Consider the following 21,839-nt stretch of genomic DNA (forward strand, 5'->3'; position numbering starts at 1 on the left):
GAGGGTATATCAAACATGGTCGTGCAGAAACAGATGAACGCGACCGAATGGGCGTTGCTGGTTGCCCTGTCGATCCTGTGGGGTGGATCGTTCTTCTTCGTCGGCATCGCCGTGAAAGAACTGCCACCAGTGACCATCGTTACACTGCGCGTCTCCATCGCTGCGCTGGCCTTGCTCACCGTCTGCGGCATCATGGGCTACCGAATGCCCAGAGCCCCAGGGGTACTGGGCGCCTTCTTCGGCATGGGGCTGCTGAACAACATCATTCCCTTCTGCCTTATCGTCTGGGGCCAGACCCATATCGCCAGCGGCGTCGCCTCCATTTTCAACGCCACCACGCCGCTCTTTACCGTCATCGTCGCACATATGCTGACGAGCGACGAAAAGCTGACCATCAACAAGCTGGCAGGCATCATCATCGGCTTTGCCGGCGTCGCCACCATGGTCGGCCCGGCTGTCCTCACAGGCGAAAGCTCCAGCCTATGGGGGCAACTCGCCATTCTGGGCGCGGCGATTTCCTATGCTTTCGCAGGCATTTTCGGGCGACGCTTCAAGACCATGGGCGTGCCACCGCTGGTTACCGCGACGGGCCAGATTTCCGCGTCCACCATCATGCTCACCCCTCTGGCGCTCATCATCGACCAGCCATGGACCCTCGCCATGCCAAGCGGCGAGGCATTGGCCGCACTCTTGGGTATAGCCCTTCTCTCCACCGCGCTCGCCTACCTCATCTTCTTCCGCATTCTCTCATCAGCCGGCGCCACCAACCTGGCCCTGGTGACATTCCTCATCCCCGTCAGCGCCATTCTGCTGGGCTCCCTGGTGCTGGGCGAACAGCTGGAAACAAAACACCTCATCGGCATGGCGATGATTGCCGGTGGGTTGGCGGCGATCGATGGGAGGGTGTTGCGCGGCAAACATGCCAGCTAAGGATTACGCTGCCTGGATTCGCGTGATGCTGGTCAGATGACGTGCGTCATGACCTTGACAGTCAGGATCGTGCCTTTAGACGTCCCCGTGAACAAGGCGGAGGGAAACGAACGTGAAGACATTGGCGCTGGTATCATCATTTGTTGGCAAAACATTTGCCGCTTGGGTTGTCCTGTTTGCGTTCCTCGGCTTTTTCTTCCCTGAAACGTTTAAGCAAATCGGCCCCTGGATCGTTACGCTCTTGTCCATCATCATGTTCGGCATGGGCCTTACTCTGTCGCTGGATGACTTCCGGGAGGTCGTCAAGCGTCCGTTCGACGTGACAATTGGCGTTATGGGGCAATTTCTGATCATGCCGCTGCTTGCAGTACTTCTGACACGCCTTATCCCCATGCCACCCGAAGTCGCTGCTGGCGTAATCCTGGTTGGCTGCTGCCCAGGTGGCACGTCCTCCAATGTCATGACCTATCTTTCCAAAGGCGACGTCGCGCTTTCTGTTGCCTGTACCTCGGTAACAACCCTCGCCGCGCCCATCATCACGCCATTTCTGGTGTGGATGTTTGCCAGCCAGTATCTGCCAGTGGATGGCTGGGCCATGTTCATGAGCATCATCAAGGTCGTACTCGTGCCACTCGCACTCGGTGCAGCCCTTCAGAAGCTCCTGCCAACCTTCGTCAAGGCTGCAGTCCCAGCCTTGCCACTGGTGAGCGTCATCGGCATCGTGCTGATCGTGTCCGCTGTGGTTGGCGGGTCCAAGGCGGCAATCGTGCAATCCGGGCTGATGATCTTCGCTGTCGTCATCCTTCACAACGGACTTGGTTATCTGCTCGGATTTTTTGCAGCAAAAGCCTGTGGTTTGACCCTTGCAAAGCGCAAGGCCATCGCCATTGAGGTCGGCATGCAGAATTCCGGACTTGGAGCCGCTCTCGCAACGGCATACTTCTCACCGCTTGCAGCAGTACCAAGCGCCATTTTTAGTGTTTGGCACAATATCTCGGGTGCGCTGCTGGCCAATTGGTTTGCCGGGCGTTCAGACGATGTAAAGGCTGATGGTTGAAGCAACAGGCCGGAGCCTGCTCAGCTGAAATGAAGCAGACAGCCCAGACAAACGAGCGCTGCTGCGCCTGAACGCGCGCGAACGCCCTACCCTGCGATCAGCGCCAGCCACTCATCCTCATCCATCGTCTGCACGCCGAGCTCGCGGGCCTTGTCCAGCTTGGAGCCTGCACCCGGACCGGCTACCACGTAGTCGGTCTTCTTGGAGACGGAGCCTGCCACCTTTGCACCCAGGCTTTCGGCGCGGGCCTTTGCCTCGTCACGGGTGAATTTCTCGAGCGAGCCGGTGAAGACGACCGTCTTGCCCGCCACGGGGCTTCCCTCCGTTGTCGGCTTTTCGGCTTCCTTCGGGCGAAGCTCCTTCATCAGTCTGTCGATGACATCGAGATTGCGCGGCTCCTTGTAGAATTCCACGACGGCGCGGGCCACGACTTCGCCGATACCGTCAATGCTGTTGAGCTCGGCCCACGCATCGCCCGTCAGATCAGCAGCAGCTTTCATGGCCTCCTCGAAATACGCGTAGGTGCCATAGGTGCGCGCCAGAAGCTTTCCCGTCGTTTCCCCAACATGGCGAATACCGAGCGCAAAAATCAGCCGGTGGAGATCGATCTCGCGGCGCGCATCGATCGCGTCGAAGAGCTTCTTCACGCTGGTTTTGCCAAAGCCGTCTATGTTTTCCAGCTTGGTGAGATGCGAGTCTTCCTGCCGCTTTTTGAGGGTGAAGATATCTGGCGCGGTCTTGATCGCCAGCGCCGGGTCTTCGCTCTCGAAAAAGAAATCGATCTGCTTGGTGCCAAGCCCTTCGATATCGAAGGCATTGCGCGAAACGAAATGCTTGAGGTGCTCCTTCGCCTGTGCCGAGCAGGCAAACCCGCCCGTGCAGCGAGTGACAGAATCGAGTTTGCCGGTTTTCTCATTGCGTTCGCGCACCGCGTGACTGCCACAAACCGGGCATTGCTTCGGAAATTCATAACGCCTTGAACCGGCCTCGCGCTTTTCCACCAGAACATCAAGCACCTGCGGAATAACATCGCCCGCACGCTGCACAATCACCGTATCGCCCACGCGGATATCGTGATCCTCGGGGCGAATGCGTTCGCCATTGTTGCCGATGCCCTCGATGTAATCGGCATTGTGCAGCGTCGCATTTGTCACCACAACGCCGCCCACGGTAATGGGCGTCAGCCGAGCGACCGGTGTCAGCGCGCCGGTGCGACCCACCTGTATCTCGATCTTTTCGACTGTCGTAAAAGCCTGTTCTGCCGGAAACTTATGCGCGGTTGCCCAGCGCGGGCTGCGAGAGCGAAAGCCAAGGCGCTCCTGCAAATCCAGACGGTCCACCTTGTAGACGACGCCATCGATATCATAATCGAGATCGGGTCGGGCGATGCCGATTTCCTGATAATGTTCAATCAGTTGCTGGCCGGACGTGAATCGCTTCATGAAGGGATTGACCGGAAAGCCCCATTCCCTGAACTTTTGCACGATACCGAACTGGGTGTCGGCAAGACGTGTGGGCTGACCGCCATCGGACACCTCGCCCAAGGCATAGGCAAAGAAGCGCAGCTTGCGTTTTGCCGTCACAGTCGCATCCAGCTGCCGCAGCGAGCCGGACGCGGTGTTGCGCGGGTTGACATAGGTCTGCTTCCCCTCAGCTTCCATCTGCGCGTTCAGGGCCAGAAAATCGCTCTTGGCCATATAGACCTCGCCGCGCACCTCCACCACGTCAGGCACGCCCTTCGGCAATGTGTTGGGGATTTCGGTGATGGTCATGATATTGGCCGTCACGTTCTCACCGGTGGTGCCATCGCCACGGGTCGCGGCGGTCTTCAACTTGCCGCCCTCGTAACGGATCGACATGGAGAGGCCGTCGATCTTCGGTTCCGCGGTGAAGGCAATCGAATCGTCCGGCGGGTTGCCCAGGAAGCGATAGACCGAGGCCACGAAATCCTGGACGTCTTCATCGGAAAACGCGTTACCAAGCGACAGCATGGGGCGCGCATGAACGATGGGCGCGAAGGTGGGCAGCGGCGCGAAGCCCACTTTCCTGGATGGGCTGTCGGCTCGCACAAGATCGGGGAATGCCGCCTCGATCGCGTCATTGCGGCGCTTCAGCGCATCATATTCGGCGTCAGAGATCTCCGGCGCATCATTGCCGTGGTAGAGTGCGTCATGCCGCTCAAGCTCTGCCGCCAGAAAGGCAAGCTCGGCAGAAGCCTCGAGCTCGGACAGTTTTTCCACCGGGGTTTGATCTTCGGACATCGGGCAGGCCTCTTGCGTGAACAGAATTCGTTTTTAACGAAGGTGGGCCACTTTTCAACATCCTGCTTTCCGGTACTCTGAAAATCGGGACTGAATCACAAAGGGAATATCCGCATGGACTTCATGACGTTGGTCGCCTTTGCCGCTGCCTTCCTCGTTTTCGCCGCCAGTCCCGGGCCCGACAATATGACTATCGTGGCGCGCACCATCACTCATGGCGCGGCATCCGGCCTTGCCTATGGCGCGGGCACCGTCGCGGGCATCCTGATTTTCCTGACCCTCGCCGCCTTCGGCCTATCCATCCTGGCTGCAGAAATGGGAACATTGATGACCGTCCTCCGCTCCGCAGGTGCGGCGTACCTGATCTGGATGGGCATCAGATTATGGACGGCAGAACCGGTTGTGTCTGATCTTCACTCTGTCAAAACACGCGGCAGCTTGTTGTCGATCTTCGCGACCGGCATGGCGCTCAATCTCGGCAATCCAAAAATGCCGTTGTTTTATGTGGCGCTGCTGCCAAATGTCGTCGGAGCATCGCTGACGGTCGATCATCTCGCCGTATTGGCCAGCGTCATTCTCTGCGTCGAGGCCATCGTCATCGGTGGCCATGTGGCATTGGCCGTGCGTGCTCGCAGCTTGCTGCGCTCGCCTAAAATCGTGCGGCAGGTCAATCGGACAGCGGGCGGGGTCATGATCGGTTCGGGCGTGGCGGTGGCAGTGAGCCGCTAATCCTTAGCCGCCAGCAAACGCGCGGCCGCCGCCCTCGCCTCATCCGTCACGGAAGCACCGGCCAGCATGCGGGCAATTTCTTCGGTGCGGTGTTCGGGCTGCATGGTCGCAACGCGGGTGGCAATGCGGTCGGTGCCATCGCCGGATGGTCCCTTGGAGATCAGCAAATGTGTGGCTGCGCGCGCGGCCACCTGCGGCGCGTGGGTGACGGACAGAACCTGCACGGTTTTCGACAGGCGTTTCAATCGCTGGCCGATGGCATCTGCCACCGCACCACCGACGCCCGTGTCGATTTCATCGAAGACCAGCGTCGGGGCAGACCCGCGATCTGCCAACGCCACTTTCAATGCCAGCAGGAAGCGCGAAAGTTCACCGCCAGACGCCACTTTCATGATGGGTCCGGGGCGTGTGCCGGGGTTCGTCTGTACGTGGAACTCCACGACATCGATGCCCTCAGCCGTTCCGGAAGATGCATCGCTGGTGACTTCCACGGTGAAGCGCGCACGCTCCAGCTTCAACGCGGGCAGCTCGGCCATGACGGCTTCGGAAAGTGCCGACGCCGCATGATGTCGTTTGTCCGACAATGATTGAGCGGCCCGATCGAAATCGGTTTTCACGACGGCCAGATGCTTTTCAAGCTGGGCCAGCTTTTCCTCGCCCGCATCCAGATCGGCGAGATCAGCCACCATGCGTTCGGCCAAGGCCGGAAGTTCGGTCACAGGCACGGAATATTTGCGGGCGGCGGCGCGCAGACCAAACAGGCGCTCCTCGACGCGCTCCAGCTCACGCGGATCGAATTCGGTGCGGCGCAATGCCGATTCGACTTCCATCTGCGCGTTGGAAAGGTTGTCCAGTGCGGCATCCAGCAGTTGAACGGTTTCTTCCAGCAGGCCCGGTGCTTCATGGCTCTTGCGCTCCAGTCGCCGCATCATGGATGCGATGACGGGCACAGGCGAAGCATTGCCGTTCAGAAAATCGCTCGCCTCGGCGATATCGCCTGCGATGCGCTCCGACTTCTGCATGACGGCGCGGCGTTCGGCCAATTCGTCCTCTTCGCCATCCGTTGGTGCCAGTATTTCGAGCTCCTCGACCGAGGCACGCAGATAATCCGCCTCGCGGGCGGCGGCCTCCACCTTGGCGCGGTGAGCCTTCAGGCCACGCTCGGCATCTTTCCAGGTGCGGTAAAGCCCCTGTACCGACACGACGTCCTCGCTCAATCCGGCAAAGGCATCCAGAAGCGTTCGGTGCGCATTGGTGTCCACCAAGGCGCGGTCGTCGTGCTGACCGTGGATTTCGACCATGTGCTGGCCAAGCTGGCGCATCAGTTGGACGGAAACAGCCTGATCGTTGACATAGGCCTTGGTGCGCCCATCAGCGGACTGGACACGACGGAAAATCAGATCACCGTCATCATCGAGACCGTTGTCCCGCATCATCAGACGGGCGGGATGCTCCATGCCCACTTCGAAGGTGGCCGTGACCTGGCCCTTGTCTTCGCCATGGCGCACAAGACCGCCATCGCCGCGCCCGCCAAGGGCAAGCGACAGACTGTCGAGAAGAATGGATTTGCCCGCGCCCGTTTCGCCGGTCAGCACGGAAAGGCCGGCCTCGAACCCAAGGTCGAGCCGTTCGATCAGAACGATGTCGCGGATCGATAGCTGGACCAACATGAATTATGCTCTGCTCTCAGGCACCCACAAGCTTCTTGCCGGCGCGGGAAATCCACGATTCCTTGTTTTCGCGTGGCTCAAGTCCCTGCCCCTTCAACAGCTTGTAGGAATCGTCATACCACTGGCTGTCGGGGTAGTTGTTGCCAAGAACGGCAGCAGCCGTCTGCGCCTCGTCCGTCAGGCCCATTGCATAATAGGCTTCGGCGATGCGTGCCAGCGCTTCTTCGATCTGGTTGGTGTTCTGGTACTGTTCGATAACGATACGGAACCGGGAAACCGCAGCGAGGTATTCCTTGCGCTCCAGGTAATAACGGCCAACCTGCATTTCACGGCCTGCGAGCTGGTCACGCGCGAAACGGATTTTCGCCTGGGCGTCGGGCACATATTCCGATGTCGGATAATCGTTGACGACCTTGTTCATCGCATCGATGGTGCGCTGCGCGGCGCGCTGGTCCTGTGTTACGTCCGCTATCTGCTTGGAATAGGCAAGACCAATCATATACTGAACGTAGGCGGCATCCTTGGCGCGCGGGTACTGCTTGAGAAAGCGCGAACCCGATGCGATAGCCACTTCGTTCTTGCTCTGGCGCGTCGCGATGAACGTGTTCATCACCAGGGCCTTCTGGCCCCACTCCGTAAATGGATACTGCTTGTCGATGGCGGAGAACTTGCGACCGGCCTCGGTCATGTTGCCAGCATTCATGTTGGCGAGACCCTGCTTGTAGAGCACGTCTGGTGGATCGGTCTCGACACCAAGCTTGGTGATGTCGATATCGGGATCGGATTGGCAAGCCGTTACCAGCGTTCCGGCGCCGATCAGCATCAGCGAAACGAGCACTCCCCGCACCGTTCCATTCATCGCACCAGACACTACACGCTTCATTCGTCAGTTCCCACTTCCTGCGTCACAACAGAACATCGGCTTTCCAGTGGCGTTTCTAGCCATAAAAGCGTCCGCAGGGCAACGCAATGATGACGCAATAACGCATTTTTATGGCACGAGGTCACGCAACTGGTGATTATCTTTACCGTAAAGCCGTCATTTTATTTTGCTTATCAACGTCCAATACAAAAAAGCCGCCCTGATGGACGGCTCTTTGAAAGATGATGGAAGAAATTACGCAGACCACGGTGCAAAGACAGGCTGCTGAACGGCGACGAATTCACGGACACGCACAACAGGCTGACGCACAGCGGGTGCCTCGACAATCTCGTAGGCCGACGGATCGCTCAACAAAGCCTTAAGCGCATTGGCGTTGACCTTGTGGCCACCGCGATAGGACCGATAGCAGCCGATGAACTGCGCACCTGCGAGGGCCAGATCGCCAACCGCATCCAGCGTCTTGTGACGGACAAATTCGTCCTTCTCGTAACGTAGACCTTCCATGTTGATAACAGTGTTGTCATCAGAAATGACCACCGAGTTTTCCAGCGACGAACCCAGCGCGTAACCGGCGGCCCAAAGGCGTTCGACGTCGCGCATGAAACCAAAGGTACGGGCACGGGAAAGTTCGTTCTTGAACGTTTCAGGCGTCAAATCACCCTTCCACACCTGGCGGCCGATCAATGGCGTATCGAAATCGATTTCGACTTCAAAACGGGTGCCGTCATAGGGCCGGAACTCCGCCCATGATGCACCAGCCTCGATGCGCACAGGCTTGGTCACGCGGATGTAAGGACGCTTAACGCCAAGGCTCTTGATACCGGCTGATTCGATGGCGTCGATGAAAGGTGCAGAGCTACCATCCATGATCGGAATTTCAGGGCCATCGACTTCAACGATCAGATTGTCGATACCCATGGCGTAGATACCAGCCATGATGTGCTCGACTGTCGAGACGGACTGCGTGGCCGAGCGGCCGATGACGGTGCAGAGATCGGTGTTACCCACGTTGGACGAAACGGCCTTGATTTCAACTGTGCTGCCATTTTCATACTGACGGCTGAAGACGATGCCCGTACCCGCTTCCGCTGGCAGAAACGTGACGGACGCAGGATTACCGGAATGAACGCCAATGCCTTCAAGCTGAACAGAATTGGCGATAGTTGTCTGGAAACCGAGCAGTCCGATGGTCATGCTATTCAAGTCCTTACGTGTGGATCTGCCTTTCACACAGGCATGATCCCAATTCAACCGAGACAAATAAGCGTCGTTTTATGTCCTCGTCTGCCGTCATACTTAAACCCAGTACCTTGCCATCTCAAATCACTGTTGATTTCGTTTTGTAACAGACCCAAAACATTGAAATTGCTATCAAACCGGCACCATTCTCCGTCGCTTTAAAACAACGATACCCGGGCCTTTCGAGCCCGGGTATCGGTTGGATGCAGAATCACATTGGATCAGTTCGACTGGCGGCGAAGGAAAGCCGGGATTTCGAGCTGATCGTCATCGTGCTGGCTGGCAGACGACGGTGTCTGACGGCCATGATCGTCCAGATTGCCACGGCGCGGTGCGTAGAGGCTGGCTTCCTGAGACAGCGGGCGACGCTGCTGAGTGGCCATGCTTGGCGCGTCCATCATGTCGGATGGAACGGCCTCTTCCTCTTCGCGGCGACCGAGCGAGTTGGTGATGCGCTTCAAAAGACCCATTGGGCCACGCTCTTCCGGAACAGCAGAGGCCGGGTGGGCGCGGTGATCCATCTCGGCTTTGACGACCGGAGGGAAATCCTCGACCTTTGGCATGCGGACCGGCTCAGGCGCACGGGCGACTGGCGCTGGCTCATGGTAAACTGGAGCCGGCGCCTGCATGCGCGGAGCAGGTGCTGCGACCTGTTCTGGAGCATGGTAGGCAGGTGCGGTGTGCACCGGTGCTGCGGGGCGAGCAGCAACCGGTGCTTCCGCTGGAGCAGCTGCGAACAACTTGCTCTGAGGACGGAATTCGGCTTCTGCCTGTGCCTGACGAAGCCGCTGTTCAGCAGCCGCCAGGGCCAGTTCCCGGTCCATCTCGGCTTCGCGAATGGTCTGGGCAATAGGATCGACGTTCGTCTTTGGTGCCTGCATGACTGGGGCAGGCTGAACTGCGGCCGGAGCAGAAGCAACGGCCGCGGAAGGACGGATAAGTGGCTTTGCAGCGGCAGCCTGGCGAAGCTCTTCGGCGTTGCGTTCCATCTGGCCAGGGATGCGGTCGATCCCGGTGGCAACGACGGATACGCGGATGAGGCCTTCCAGCGCTTCGTCGAATGTCGCGCCCAGGATGATGTTTGCGTCCGGATCGACTTCTTCGCGAATGCGGGTCGCCGCTTCGTCGACTTCGAACAGCGTCATGTCGCGACCACCGGTAATGGAGATCAGCAAACCTTGCGCGCCCTTCATCGATGTTTCGTCGAGCAGCGGGTTGGCAATCGCCGCTTCCGCAGCCTGCATGGCACGGCCCTGACCGGAAGCCTCACCTGTACCCATCATCGCACGGCCCATTTCGCGCATGACTGAGCGAACGTCGGCGAAGTCGAGGTTGATGAGACCTTCCTTCACCATAAGATCGGTAATGCAGGCAACGCCGGAGTAGAGAACCTGGTCAGCCATTGCGAAGGCATCGGCAAAGGTCGTCTTGTCGTTGGCAATACGGAAAAGGTTCTGGTTTGGAATGACGATCAGCGTATCGACGGACTTCTGCAGTTCCTCGATGCCCTGTTCGGCCAGACGCATACGGCGACCGCCTTCGAAGTGGAAAGGCTTGGTAACGACACCAACCGTCAGAATGCCCTTGTTGCGGGCAGCCTGCGCGACGACGGGAGCAGCACCGGTACCGGTACCACCACCCATGCCGGCAGTGACGAAGCACATGTGCGTGCCGTTCAGGTGGTCGATGATTTCATCGATGCACTCTTCGGCAGCAGCGCGGCCGACTTCCGGCTGCGAACCGGCGCCCAGACCTTCGGTGACGTTGACGCCGAGCTGAATGACCCGGTCGGCCTTGGTCATCGTCAGAGCCTGCGCATCCGTGTTGGCAACGACGAAGTCGACGCCCTGGAGGCCAGCCGTGATCATGTTGTTGACAGCGTTACCGCCGCCACCGCCGACGCCGAAAACGGTGATGCGCGGCTTCAGCTCGGTGATGTCTGGCTTTTGCAGCTGTATCGTCATTTTAACATTCCTTCTTTCTCTGGCCGCATCGCCCCGCAGGCCAATTCTTAATCAACTTCACTCGGTCCCCTGCCCGATGGGCAGACAGAGGTCAGAAACTTTCTTTCAGCCATTGCCCTACGCGGGCGATCCGGCCACTACCTGTTCCGAACGGCGAGAACATTCCGTTCTGCGCCGCATGGATTTCGATGTCCGCGATTTGCGGATAAATCATCAGCCCGCAGGCTGTGGAAAAGGCCGGGCCTTTGGCCGCGACCGGCAGGCCGGACACGCCCATGGGGCGGCCGATGCGAACGTTGCGGGCAAGAATGCGCCGCGCCGTTTCCGGCAGGCCGGTCAACTGACTGGCACCTCCGGTCAGAACCACGCGCTTACCAACAATCGGGGAGAAACCCGACTTCTGGATGCGGTCGCGGATCAATTCCAATGTCTCTTCAATGCGCGCCCGCACGATACGGCTGACGAGGGCACGCGATACCTGCGAAGGCTGGTCACGATCGTCTTCGCCAATCGGTGGCACAGCGATCATGTCGCGGTCGTCAGAACCGTTGGCCAGCGCCGAACCGTGCACGACCTTCAGGCGCTCCGCATCTTCGATACGGGTCGAAAGACCCCGCGCAAGATCGGTGGTGACGTGGTGTCCACCAAGACCGATGGCATCGGTGTGAACCAGACGGCCCTCGGCAAAAACCGAAATCGTCGTCGTGCCGCCGCCCATGTCGATGGCAGCGCAACCCAGTTCGACTTCGTCATCCACCAGGGCTGCAAGGCCGCTGGCGTAAGGTGTCGCAACAATGCCTTCGACCGAAAGGTGAGCCCGGTTGATGCACAGTTCGAGGTTCTTCAGAGCCGTTCGCTCGGCGGTCACGACATGCATGTCCACGCCCAGCAGATCGCCATACATGGAGAGCGGATCGCGAATGCCGCGTTCGCCATCCAGCGAGTAGCCGGTTGGTAGGGAATGCAGAATGGCGCGGTCCTGACGCAGAGACTGTTGGCTGGCCGCAATCAGAACCTTGCGAAGATCGCCCGATTCCACTTCCTGACCACCCAGATCGATGCTGGCGGTATAGATGTCGCTGGCCAGACGGCCCGCCGAAACGTTGACGATCAAGCTGTCGACGGTCAGACCCGCCATGCGCTCGGCTGCATCGACGGCCAGACGAATGACGCCTTCCAGCGCGTCCAGATCGGCAATCACGCCGGACTTTACGCCGCGTGAACGCTGATGACCGATACCGATGACGTCAACCTTGTGGGTGCGACCCGGCAGCACTTCGGTTTCCTCACGAGGCGTGAGACGACCGATCATGCACACGACCTTGGTCGAACCGATATCGAGCACAGAGACGACATGGCTGCGCTTGGAAGACAGAGGCTTCAAACGCGGGAGACCGAAATGGGCAGAACCGAAAAAGCTCATGTGTTCTTCTCCGCCAACTTGAGCGCCTTGGAGCGAGCTTCGACAGCCTTCACACGACGCTCGGCTGCACCTTCGGTCAATTGCACAGTCGTGCGGTCCGAAAGGCGCAAATCAACCGCGGCCACATCGCGGGAAAGAACCTTGTCTTCCATATCCATGCGTGACAGCAATTGCAGCGCCTTGGGCACATTTTCTTCCGGCAGCTTGACAACGATGCCGTTGTCCAGATGCAGATCCCAGCGGCGACCGGCAACGCGAACATAGGCACGAACGCGGTTGCGGATCTCCGGCCAGTCGGCCAGTTCGTCAACAAAACCCGCCGCGCCGGTTTCAGCATCGCGTCCGACAAACAACGGCAGACCCGCATATTTGTTGTCACGCAGGGGCGCGATGACGCTGCCGCTTTTTTCGATCAGCGAAAGCTCGGTGCCATGCTGCCAGATGCCGAAAGCTTCGCGCTCCCTGAGGCGAACTTCGATGGTCTTGGGATAGATCTTGCGAACATCCACGTCTTCGACCCAAGGCAGTTCGGTCAGCTTCTTGCGCGCAGCATTTACATCAAGCGCGATCAACGACGTTGCACCATCAAGACCCAAAAGCTGGAACACTTCGATTTCAGATGTCTGGATGTTTCCGGAAACCTTAACGTCCTCGATCGCAAAACCAGCCGCAGATGTCGTCGCCTGGGTGACAAGGTTCGTGTGGCCACCAAGCGACATTCCGTAAAGACCGACGCATGAAAAGAATGCAGCTGTTGCCAGCGTGCCTGTATGGGCAGGAACATGAACGCGTCCGGTTACCAGCGAAACGCCGAAACGGAACACCTTTCGCAGCGGGCGCGGCAGAACCATCCGATCATCGACTGACGCCGAAGCGGACTGTTCGCGCTTTTTAACGGACGTTTTTTTGCCTGTTATCGCGAACACGAAGCATCCTCCACCATCCAGCGGACAAACTCACCAAAGGATTGTCCTGCATAAGCTGCCATTTCGGGCACGAGGGAGGTCGGCGTCATGCCCGGCTGAGTGTTTATCTCAAGCCAGATCAATTCACCTTCTTCTGAGAAACGGTCGTCGTAGCGGAAGTCCGAACGGCTCACGCCACGGCAGCCAATCACCTGATGCGCCATGACCGCCAATGATTGGATTTTTTGGTAAATTTTTGGTGAAATTTCCGCAGGAATGACATGCTTTGAGCCACCTTTTGCGTATTTCGCGTCGTAATCGTAAAATCCGTGACCCAACGGTATCACTTCGGTAACGGCCAAAGCCTCACCGTTCATGACACCGCATGTGAACTCGCGACCATGGATGTAGCGCTCGACCATCACGGAATCGCCGTAACGCCATTCACTAGAACCCAGGATTTGCGGCGGGTGCGACTGATCTTCCTTGACCATCACAACGCCAAAGCTCGAACCTTCGCTGACCGGCTTGACGACGTAAGGTGGCGCAAGCGGGTGCTCGTTGCCGATATCGAAGCGGTTCAGAACCTTCTCGACGGCGACAGGAATACCAGCTGCGGCAGCGACCTTCTTGGCTTGCGATTTGTTCATCGCCAGCGAAGACGCCAGAACGCCGGAGTGTGTGTAGGGAATTTCAAGATATTCGAGAACGCCTTGAATGGTGCCGTCTTCGCCATAGGGACCATGGAGCGCGTTAAACGCGACGTCGGGGCGCAGCGCAGACAGCGTTGCGGCGACATTCCGGTCCACGTCGACGCGTGTGACCCGAAAGCCCTCGCCTTCCAGAGCTGTGGCGCAAGCCTCTCCCGACGAGAGGCTGACCGGCCGCTCGGAAGAAAACCCACCCAAAAGAACAGCTACGTGTTTGCCGCTCATGAAAACCTCTGACACCAAAATCACCTGAACGAGATACGCCAACCATCAATCAGTTCGCGCGATTCTCTCGTCCGCTCCGTTGCCAATCACTAAGCGCCATTAAGGTTAATGAAGTGTTTACTTTCGTTAACCGAAGACGCCGATGATATGATTTTTGTTAAAGAATCACTTCAGGCCGGGATTCCTTCCTTGGAATCAGAGAGTTGCGGCCAATGCAAGATTCAGAATTCCAACGGCAGGAAATAAAAACGTTGTGTGGACAGGAGGCCGCAACGGCAAAAGCAAGATCGATTCGTTAAGATTCGCCACCTTTCCCCAGCCGTTTTTGGTCATCACCGATGCCGCCGCGGTCTGTAATCTCATTACAGGACGCTGGAAGAGCGGAGATGCCCAGGATCATTTTGGTGATGAATGTCACGCGAACGGACTCCGTCTTTAAAATCGCATGGTCCGAGAACCGCGACGGAAACGGTCCCATTCCAGCCAAGCATCCCGATTTTCCATGAGCACCAAAAGCGACCGAACCACGTTAAACACATCACAGAACGTTGCTCTGACATCGATTTTTCGTTGGGTTTTTTCCAGAATGTTGCGTTTTAACCGTTTCAAAAGATCGAAAATTACGTTAACGCAGCCTTACCCCGGTAAAGGGTCATAAGTGTTACTTAACAATGGAAAAATCTCATGTCTGACGCGATATTCAAAGTATCGCCGACAGCTGACACGCCGAACGATGTAAAGACAAATTCGCCTGCACGAGTTCTCACTGCCAGCGTGGTCGGCACGACCATCGAATTCTTCGACTTTTACGTTTATGCGACCGCAGCTGTGCTCGTGTTTCCGACGTTGTTCTTCCCTAACAACGACCCGATGACAGCTCTGCTCGCATCTTTCGCAACCTTCTCCATCGCCTTCTTCGCCCGCCCGCTGGGTGCCGTCGTCTTCGGTCACTATGGTGACCGCGTTGGCCGCAAAACCACTTTGGTGGCTGCGCTTTTGACGATGGGGGTGTCAACCGTCATCATCGGCCTCCTGCCGTCTTACGAAACCGCTGGTGTTCTGGCGCCTTTGCTGCTTGCGCTATGCCGCTTTGGTCAGGGCTTCGGCTTGGGTGGCGAATGGGGTGGTGCAGTTCTTCTGGCCACGGAAAACGCGCCTCCCGGTAAGCGCAGCTGGTACGGCATGTTCCCGCAGCTCGGTGCTCCACTCGGTCTTTTCCTGTCGTCCGGCGTCTTCTGGATTTTGCTGCACGTCATGTCGCAGGAACAGCTGCTCAGCTGGGGCTGGCGCATTCCTTTCGTCGCCTCCATCATCCTGATCGCGGTCGGCCTGTGGGTTCGCCTGTCGATCACGGAAACCCCTGCCTTTCAGAAGGCCATCGACAAGGAGGAGCGTGTCGCCGTTCCCGTGGCCGAACTCTTCCGCCATCACAAGCGCAGCCTTTTGCTCGGCACGTTCGTGGCGCTGGCAACCTTCGTGCTGTTCTACATCGGTACCGCCTACCTGTTGTCCTACAACGTCAAGGTTCTGAAGATTCCGTTCCTCGATGCGCTGGAAGTGCAACTCGTGAGCTCGGTCGTTTTCGGTATCTTCATCCCGATCGCGGGAAAACTCGCCGAGCGCTTCGGCCGTCGCGAAGTTCTGATCGCCACCACGGTCCTGATCGGTGCCTTTTCCTTCCTTCTTCCTGGCCTGATGACCGGTGGTGAAGCTTCGATCTTCGTCTTTGCCGCTCTCGCAATGGCACTGATGGGCATGACCTACGGCCTGATCGGCACGGCGCTCGCAGCACCCTTCCCCACGACGGTACGCTATACGGGTTCGTCCATCACCTTCAACATGGCGGGTATCTTCGGTGCATCACTCGCGCCTTACATCGCCACGTCACTGCAGGTAACATACGGCATGGCCTATGTCGGCTATTACCTCTGCTTCGCAGCGGTTGTAACGCTCGCCTGCATCTTGCTGTCGCGCAAGGACGAAGTCTGATCCGGCGGTGTTGGCGGCATGACCGACGCCGCCAACACCAACAAAATTGCAGACGATCCTTCGAAGCGTTTGAACGGACCCTACACCCTACGCTTCGCCAAGCACTTTGGCAGCCGCCGGTATTTCCGCACCGGCCAAACGTAAGACGGGCCTCGCCGTTGCAGGAGGGAGAGGAAGGTATCGCTTGTCACGAAAATGATCAGCCTTTTCCGAACCGCCTCCGAGAGCAAGCAACGCCATGATCGGAGCGGCTGCAAAGGTGACAAGAGGGTAAATCAACGCGGCAATCGAGATCGCGATATCGCTCCATTGGATGAACTGTCCCACGTATATGATCAGCCCGACCACAGGCAACAGCGACATCGCCAACGCAAGTTCCGTGGAAGCGCCACTCAGCGCTGACCACACCGTTTGACGTGACAAAAATTTGGGCGTTCTGCGCCATTCGATTTTCCGCCCGACAGCCGCGTAGACGGACGCAGAGCTCCACACGAATCTCAATGCAAGCGCCGCAAGTTCAGCAGCGAGCATGTTACTGAGTTTATGGCAGCCGCATATCCGGTATTCGGCAACGGACCGGAGGACACCATTTGCGAGGATAAGGCCCATGAAAAAAATGGCCTGAGACGGTATCTGAACACTCGGTAACATGCCTTGCCAGACAAGGACGGGATACGCGGCGGCAAAGACGACATTTCCGACAAGTCCAACAGGTATGATCAAAGCCACCAGAGAGCGGACGACCTCATAGCACTTTCCCCACGCCTTGAGGTTTGGCGAGCCGCCAAGCCACACTGGCAAAAGAAGTCTCCAGTGACGACGGAGCTGTTGCACAGGCCCGTATGTCCAGCGGAAACGCTGCTTTTTCCAGTCTGCAAAATTGTCCGGCATCAGGCCGCGGCCATAGGTATAGGGCAGAAATAGACCGTCATAGCCTGCCGCCCGGATTCTGATGGCAATCTCGGAATCCTCCGTCTGGCACCATTCTGCCCATCGCCCCGCCTCTTCAATGGCGCTCTTGCGAAATACACACATTGTTCCGATCGTGAAGGATGCCTGCATTTCGCTCGCACCGGCATATTCCAGACGGTTCGGAACCATATATTCCCAATAACAGGCGCGGTTGAAAACGTTTGCCTCGTTGCTGCGGTAATCATGCGAGGTCTGTACGAAACCAAAACGCGGTTCATCGAAAAACGGTACGAGATCAGAGAGAAATCCCGGCTCGCAGAGATAGTCTGAGTCTACCAGAGCAATCAGTTCTGCGCTCGGATCCGTATGATCGAGGCATAGGTTGAGAGCCCCGGCCTTTGCGCCCGTCAAGCCTTCGACGTGAAAGAAACGAAAGCGCTTTTCGCCGATCGCGTCGTTAAGCGTTTCGCAATAGGCCTCAACCGGTTTCCACAGCGACCCATCGACGGTGTTGTTATCGCAGACCAAGACCTCGAAATTGTCGTAGTCCAATCTCGCAATGCTTTTAAGGGTTTCGATAACGATATGAGCGGGTTCTGCGTGAACGGGCACATGGATGGAGACCCGCCGCTGGCTCTGGCCGGCAGGATGCGGCGCGACAGGCCGCGACCATTGTTTCCGCACCAGAAGCCCGAATGTGCCGAGCTGGACGTAAATTACGAAAGCAATTCGGAAGATGGATATCACACCAAGCAAGACGATTGCCAGAAGCAAAAACGAGGGATAGCCGTTGGTGTTCAACCATTTATACGCCCAAACAGAACCCGATATGGTCGATAGCGGTCCGGCAATCACGAAGGATAGCCCTGCCGCGCTCAGACGGGGTAGGAACACCGCCAGAAACAGCGAAATGATCACCACAATCGACACTGCCGGCACGAGGTCGCTGATCGGCACCGCGAGAGACGAGAGCGCTGCAGCCGCAATGGCTATACCGTGAACCTGAAGAACATCGTAGCGCGACGCCCATCGCACCCGGTAGACATCCGTTGTCGTGACGACGGTCCAAAGGCCACAGAAAAATGCAAACCAGCATGAGAAAACAAACAACGCTTGCGAGAGGCCAGCACTGTGCGCTTGCCAATATTCGATGAAATATGAGCTCATAAGAAAATCCAAATATAAATTGGCTTAAATAATGAAATTACTTAAAGTAGTATTTATTTTTAATGTATCCTATGATTGCATTTATGCAAGAGTGCACTTCCAAAAAAATCAGTCGGATGTGCAAGGAAGACGCCTGATCCGGAATCAAACACACAGAAAAGCCCGCGAAGTCAGTGGCTTCGCGGGCTTTGTACTGTCTCAGAGAAATCGGCACCCGACGTCACATACGCCGATAAAAGCGCGATCACTTGCCTGATATCATTATGCTCCGAAAAACGGCTCCACCTCACGGCCTGGCATGAACAGCCCGAGCCGCTTGATTTCCCATTCCAGGCGGATGCCCGCATGTTCGAAAACGCGCTTGCGCACGGCTTCTCCCAGATATTCCAAATCGTAGCCTGTCGCGTGGCCCGTGTTGATCATGAAATTGCAGTGCAGCGACGACATCTGTGCACCGCCGATGACCATACCGCGCCCGCCAGCCTCATCGATGAGGCTCCAGGCCGAATGTCCCTCCGGATTCTTGAACGTCGAGCCACCGGTCTGTTCGCGGATCGGCTGAACCGTCTCGCGGTGAAGGCGCACCGCATCCATATCGGCGCGGATTTTTGCTCGATCCTCCGGATACCCCTCGAACAAGGCACCGGTGAAGATCAGATCCTTCGACGCTTCCGAATGGCGGTAGCTGTAACCCATGTCGGCATTGGACAGCACATGACTGTTGCCCTTGCGGTCAACGGCGTAGACCTCCACCACGCGCTCGCGTGTCTCGCCACCATTGGCACCAGCATTCATACGCAGCGCCCCACCGATGGAGCCAGGAATGCCATAGTAAAAATGGAAACCGCCGATACCGTTATCCATCGCCATGGCGGAGATGTGTTTATCGGGGCAGATCGCACCGGCTTTGATGCGGTTTTCGCCCGCAAGTTCCACCTGACCAAATCCCTTGGCGGACAGGCGCACGACGACCCCCGGAATGCCACCATCACGGACCAGCAGGTTGGAACCGACGCCGACGACCGTCAGCGGTACATCTTCCGGCAGAAGCTTTAGAAAAGCAATGAGATCGTCTGTATCGTGGGGCTGAAACATCAGTTCCGCCAGACCACCCGCCCTGAACCACGTCACGCGGTCCATCGGACTATCCGGCGTCAAACGTCCTCTGAGTTCATTCACTCCGTCGCCGAGTCGTCCCAGCAACTTTACCCCATCCACCTGTCTCATGCAGACTTTCCTGAAATGCTATCCAATTCTGAGGGCAGCGCCGCCGCCCATTGCGTGATGTTGCCAGCCCCCAGAAGAACCACGAAATCACCCGGTTTCGCAATCGCTGCGACAGTCTTGGCAAGATCGTCGCGGGAGGAGAGATGGCGAGCATCGCGATGGCCAGCAGCCCTGGTGGCTGAAACAAGCGTCTCGGAGTTCACACCCTCGATTGCATCTTCACCCGCCGCATAGACCGGAGCAAGAAGAATTGTGTCCGCGTCGTTGAAACAATGTGCAAAATCTTCAAACAGGCTGGAAAGACGCGAGTAACGGTGAGGCTGGTGGACAGCAATGATCCGGCCGCCGCAAGCCTCACGCGCTGCCTTCAGTACCGCTTTGATCTCGACCGGGTGGTGGCCGTAATCATCAAACACCTGCACGCCGTTGGATTCGCCCGTCAGCGTGAAGCGACGCTTGACGCCACCGAAAGACGCAAGCCCCTTCTTGATGTCTTCGACGGAAATGCCAAGGCGGTTGGCAACTGCAATCGCCGCCGTAGCATTCGACACGTTGTGGCGACCCGGCATGGGCAAAACGAGATCGGTAAATGTGAAGATCTTGCCCGTGCGACGACGACGGATTTCCACGTCGAAAATCGACTTGGTCCCGTCGATCCGAACATTGGAGAAGCGCACGTCGGCCTGCGGGTTTTCGCCGTAAGTGATGACCTTGCGATCCTCAATCTTGCCCACCAGCGTCTGCACTTCAGGATGGTCGATGCACAGCACGCCGAAACCGTAGAACGGCACATTTTCCACAAACTGGCGGAAGGCCGCGCGCACGGCATCGAAGTTGCCGTAATGGTCCAGATGCTCGGGGTCGATATTGGTGATAACGGCGACATCGGCAGGCAGTTTCAGGAAGGTGCCATCCGATTCGTCGGCCTCCACCACCATCCACTCGCCCTCACCCATGCGCGCATTGGTGCCGTAAGCATTGATGATGCCGCCATTGATGACGGTGGGATCGAGATTGCCGGCTTCCAGCAACGTCGCGACCATGGAGGTTGTCGTCGTCTTGCCATGTGTGCCGCCAATGGCGATCGCATTGCGGAAACGCATCAACTCGGCCAGCATTTCGGCACGGCGAACGATCGGCAGGTGCTTTTCACGCGCTGCGACCAGTTCAGGGTTATTTTTCTTGATGGCCGTCGAAACGACCACGACTTCCGCTTCCCCCAGGCTTTCCGCCGTATGGCCGATGAAAACGTCTATGCCCTTCTCGCGCAGACGCTGCACATTGGCGCTGTCTGCCTGATCGGAGCCCTGTACGCGATGGCCGAGGTTGTGAAGCACTTCGGCAATGCCGCTCATGCCGATGCCGCCAATTCCGATGAAATGGACAAGACCGATCGCTTTCGGCATCTTCATAGATGCACTCCTTCTTTATTTTTTAATTTGAATTCTTGAACGGATTTCCCCGTCGCAATCGCCTCGACCAGATCGGCGAGACGCTGGGCGGCATCCGGCTTGCCGGTCGCTTTCGCAGCCGCCGCCGTTTGCGCCAGACGATCGGGATCGTTCATGGCATCGCTGAGCAGCGATGAAAGCTTTTGCGGAGACAGATCGGATTGCTTGATGACGCTGGCGCCACCCGCTGCCGAAAGGGCTGCGGCATTGGCGGCCTGGTCGTGATCCAGCGCATGCGGGTAAGGCACCAGCACGGATGGACGCCCGATGACGGACAGTTCCGAGACTGTCGAAGCACCCGAACGGCTGATGACGAGATCGGCTTCTGCGATCCGCTCTGCCATGTCGCCGAAGAAGGGGGAGACATCCGCGTTGACTCCAAGCTTCTTGTAGGATGCGATCACGCTTTCCTTGTCTTCGGGCCGCGCCTGCTGTGTCACGGACATACGGGCACGCATCTCGTTGGGCATGAGGCAGATCGCAGCCGGAACCGCGCCGGAAAAAAACTGGGCGCCCTGGCTTCCGCCAAAGACGACAAGCTGAAAAGCCTCGCCCGCATGGGAAGGCGTGTAAGCGACCTCGGCAGCAGCCAGAACTGCGGGGCGAACCGGATTTCCTGTCGCCACGGTCTTTTCGGCATATTCCCCTTGAGTCTCCGGCAGAAAGCCCCCGGCGATTGCTTTCACACGTTTGGCAAGCGCCTTGTTGGCGCGACCCATAACGGCATTTTGCTCGTGGATCAGCGACGGCACACCAAGTCCCGTGGAGGCCAGAAGCGGCGGCACGGTGGGATAACCGCCGAAACCCACCACGGCCACCGGCTTCAGCCTGGTGACGAGACGGCGCGCGGCCCGCAGGCCAGTCCACAGTTTCAGCAAGGCTTTGGCCACGGCAACGGGGTTCTTCGAGCCGATGGTCGCCGATGGCACAACGTGGATTTCGTCCGCCGGAAATGTGCCCGCATAACGTTCCGCGCGGCTGTCGGTCACCAGATGCACGGCATAACCGCGTGCCTTCAACTCGTATGCCAGCGCCTCTGCCGGAAACACATGGCCGCCGGTTCCCCCGGCGGCAAGCAGAACGATGCCTTTGCTCAT

General features: G+C 57.9%; 16 protein-coding genes. 4 read left to right on the forward strand and 12 right to left on the reverse strand.

Features of this window, described 5'->3' with window-relative positions:
• The first annotated feature begins 15 nt into the window (after nucleotides 1-15).
• Together EKM04_RS14850 and EKM04_RS14855 are read left to right on the forward strand one after the other, a co-directional pair.
• The gene (locus EKM04_RS14850; protein ID WP_183895501.1) at nucleotides 16-930 is read left to right on the forward strand and encodes a DMT family transporter; all 915 of its coding nucleotides are present in this window, start codon (nucleotides 16-18) and stop codon (nucleotides 928-930) included.
• Nucleotides 931-1,042: 112 nt separating this feature from the next.
• Nucleotides 1,043-1,987, forward strand: a complete 945-nt coding sequence (locus EKM04_RS14855) for a bile acid:sodium symporter family protein (RefSeq protein ID WP_183895499.1) — start codon at nucleotides 1,043-1,045, stop codon at nucleotides 1,985-1,987.
• An 86-nt stretch (nucleotides 1,988-2,073) separates the two neighbouring features.
• On the opposite strand, the gene ligA is transcribed toward EKM04_RS14855, so the two are convergent.
• Nucleotides 2,074-4,248 (reverse strand): NAD-dependent DNA ligase LigA, encoded by a 2,175-nt coding sequence (gene ligA, locus EKM04_RS14860; protein WP_183895497.1) that lies wholly within the window; start codon nucleotides 4,246-4,248, stop codon nucleotides 2,074-2,076.
• 114 nt (nucleotides 4,249-4,362) lie between these two features.
• On the opposite strand from ligA, the gene EKM04_RS14865 reads away from it, so the two are divergent.
• Nucleotides 4,363-4,977: a LysE family translocator gene (locus EKM04_RS14865; protein WP_183895495.1), complete on the forward strand. Its 615-nt coding sequence runs from the start codon at nucleotides 4,363-4,365 to the stop codon at nucleotides 4,975-4,977.
• Here EKM04_RS14865 and recN read toward each other — a convergent pair.
• From recN to EKM04_RS14900, 7 genes are all read right to left on the reverse strand, one after another.
• On the reverse strand, nucleotides 4,974-6,647 hold the full coding sequence (recN, locus tag EKM04_RS14870; protein WP_183895493.1) for a DNA repair protein RecN: 1,674 nt from the start codon (nucleotides 6,645-6,647) through the stop codon (nucleotides 4,974-4,976). The genes EKM04_RS14865 and recN overlap by 4 nt on opposite strands.
• A 16-nt stretch (nucleotides 6,648-6,663) precedes the next feature.
• On the reverse strand, nucleotides 6,664-7,530 hold the full coding sequence (locus tag EKM04_RS14875; protein WP_174153509.1) for an outer membrane protein assembly factor BamD: 867 nt from the start codon (nucleotides 7,528-7,530) through the stop codon (nucleotides 6,664-6,666).
• A gap of 234 nt (nucleotides 7,531-7,764) precedes the next feature.
• Nucleotides 7,765-8,724: a UDP-3-O-acyl-N-acetylglucosamine deacetylase gene (gene lpxC / locus EKM04_RS14880; protein WP_174153510.1), complete on the reverse strand. Its 960-nt coding sequence runs from the start codon at nucleotides 8,722-8,724 to the stop codon at nucleotides 7,765-7,767.
• A 266-nt stretch (nucleotides 8,725-8,990) separates the two neighbouring features.
• A complete protein-coding gene (gene ftsZ / locus EKM04_RS14885) occupies nucleotides 8,991-10,733 on the reverse strand; it encodes a cell division protein FtsZ (RefSeq protein WP_174153511.1) in 1,743 nt (580 codons plus the stop codon).
• A 91-nt stretch (nucleotides 10,734-10,824) separates the two neighbouring features.
• Complete coding sequence (ftsA, locus tag EKM04_RS14890) at nucleotides 10,825-12,156, reverse strand: cell division protein FtsA (RefSeq protein WP_174153512.1); 1,332 nt, start codon at nucleotides 12,154-12,156, stop codon at nucleotides 10,825-10,827.
• Nucleotides 12,153-13,082: a cell division protein FtsQ/DivIB gene (locus EKM04_RS14895; RefSeq protein ID WP_174153513.1), complete on the reverse strand. Its 930-nt coding sequence runs from the start codon at nucleotides 13,080-13,082 to the stop codon at nucleotides 12,153-12,155. Before EKM04_RS14895 ends, ftsA begins: the two co-directional genes overlap by 4 nt.
• Entirely contained in the window at nucleotides 13,070-13,996 is a 927-nt protein-coding gene (locus tag EKM04_RS14900) for a D-alanine--D-alanine ligase (protein WP_183895491.1), read from the reverse strand. The genes EKM04_RS14895 and EKM04_RS14900 overlap by 13 nt, the downstream gene beginning before the upstream one ends.
• 684 nt (nucleotides 13,997-14,680) lie before the next feature.
• Between EKM04_RS14900 and EKM04_RS14905 the strand changes: the two genes are divergently transcribed.
• A complete protein-coding gene (locus EKM04_RS14905; protein WP_183895489.1) occupies nucleotides 14,681-15,985 on the forward strand; it encodes an MFS transporter in 1,305 nt (434 codons plus the stop codon).
• A gap of 87 nt (nucleotides 15,986-16,072) precedes the next feature.
• Here the strand turns inward: EKM04_RS14905 and EKM04_RS14910 are convergent, their stop codons facing one another.
• From EKM04_RS14910 to murG, 4 genes are all read right to left on the reverse strand, one after another.
• Entirely contained in the window at nucleotides 16,073-18,064 is a 1,992-nt protein-coding gene (locus EKM04_RS14910) for a glycosyltransferase family 2 protein (protein ID WP_183895487.1), read from the reverse strand.
• 261 nt (nucleotides 18,065-18,325) lie between these two features.
• A complete protein-coding gene (murB, locus tag EKM04_RS14915; protein WP_183895485.1) occupies nucleotides 18,326-19,291 on the reverse strand; it encodes a UDP-N-acetylmuramate dehydrogenase in 966 nt (321 codons plus the stop codon).
• Nucleotides 19,288-20,703, reverse strand: coding sequence for a UDP-N-acetylmuramate--L-alanine ligase (murC, locus tag EKM04_RS14920; protein ID WP_183895483.1), 1,416 nt, complete (start codon nucleotides 20,701-20,703; stop codon nucleotides 19,288-19,290). Before murC ends, murB begins: the two co-directional genes overlap by 4 nt.
• Nucleotides 20,700-21,839: an undecaprenyldiphospho-muramoylpentapeptide beta-N-acetylglucosaminyltransferase gene (gene murG, locus EKM04_RS14925; RefSeq protein ID WP_183895481.1), complete on the reverse strand. Its 1,140-nt coding sequence runs from the start codon at nucleotides 21,837-21,839 to the stop codon at nucleotides 20,700-20,702. Before murG ends, murC begins: the two co-directional genes overlap by 4 nt.

Origin of the sequence: Rhizobium skierniewicense Ch11 (assembly GCF_023757665.1) — a bacterium.
Lineage (GTDB): Bacteria > Pseudomonadota > Alphaproteobacteria > Rhizobiales > Rhizobiaceae > Agrobacterium > Agrobacterium skierniewicense.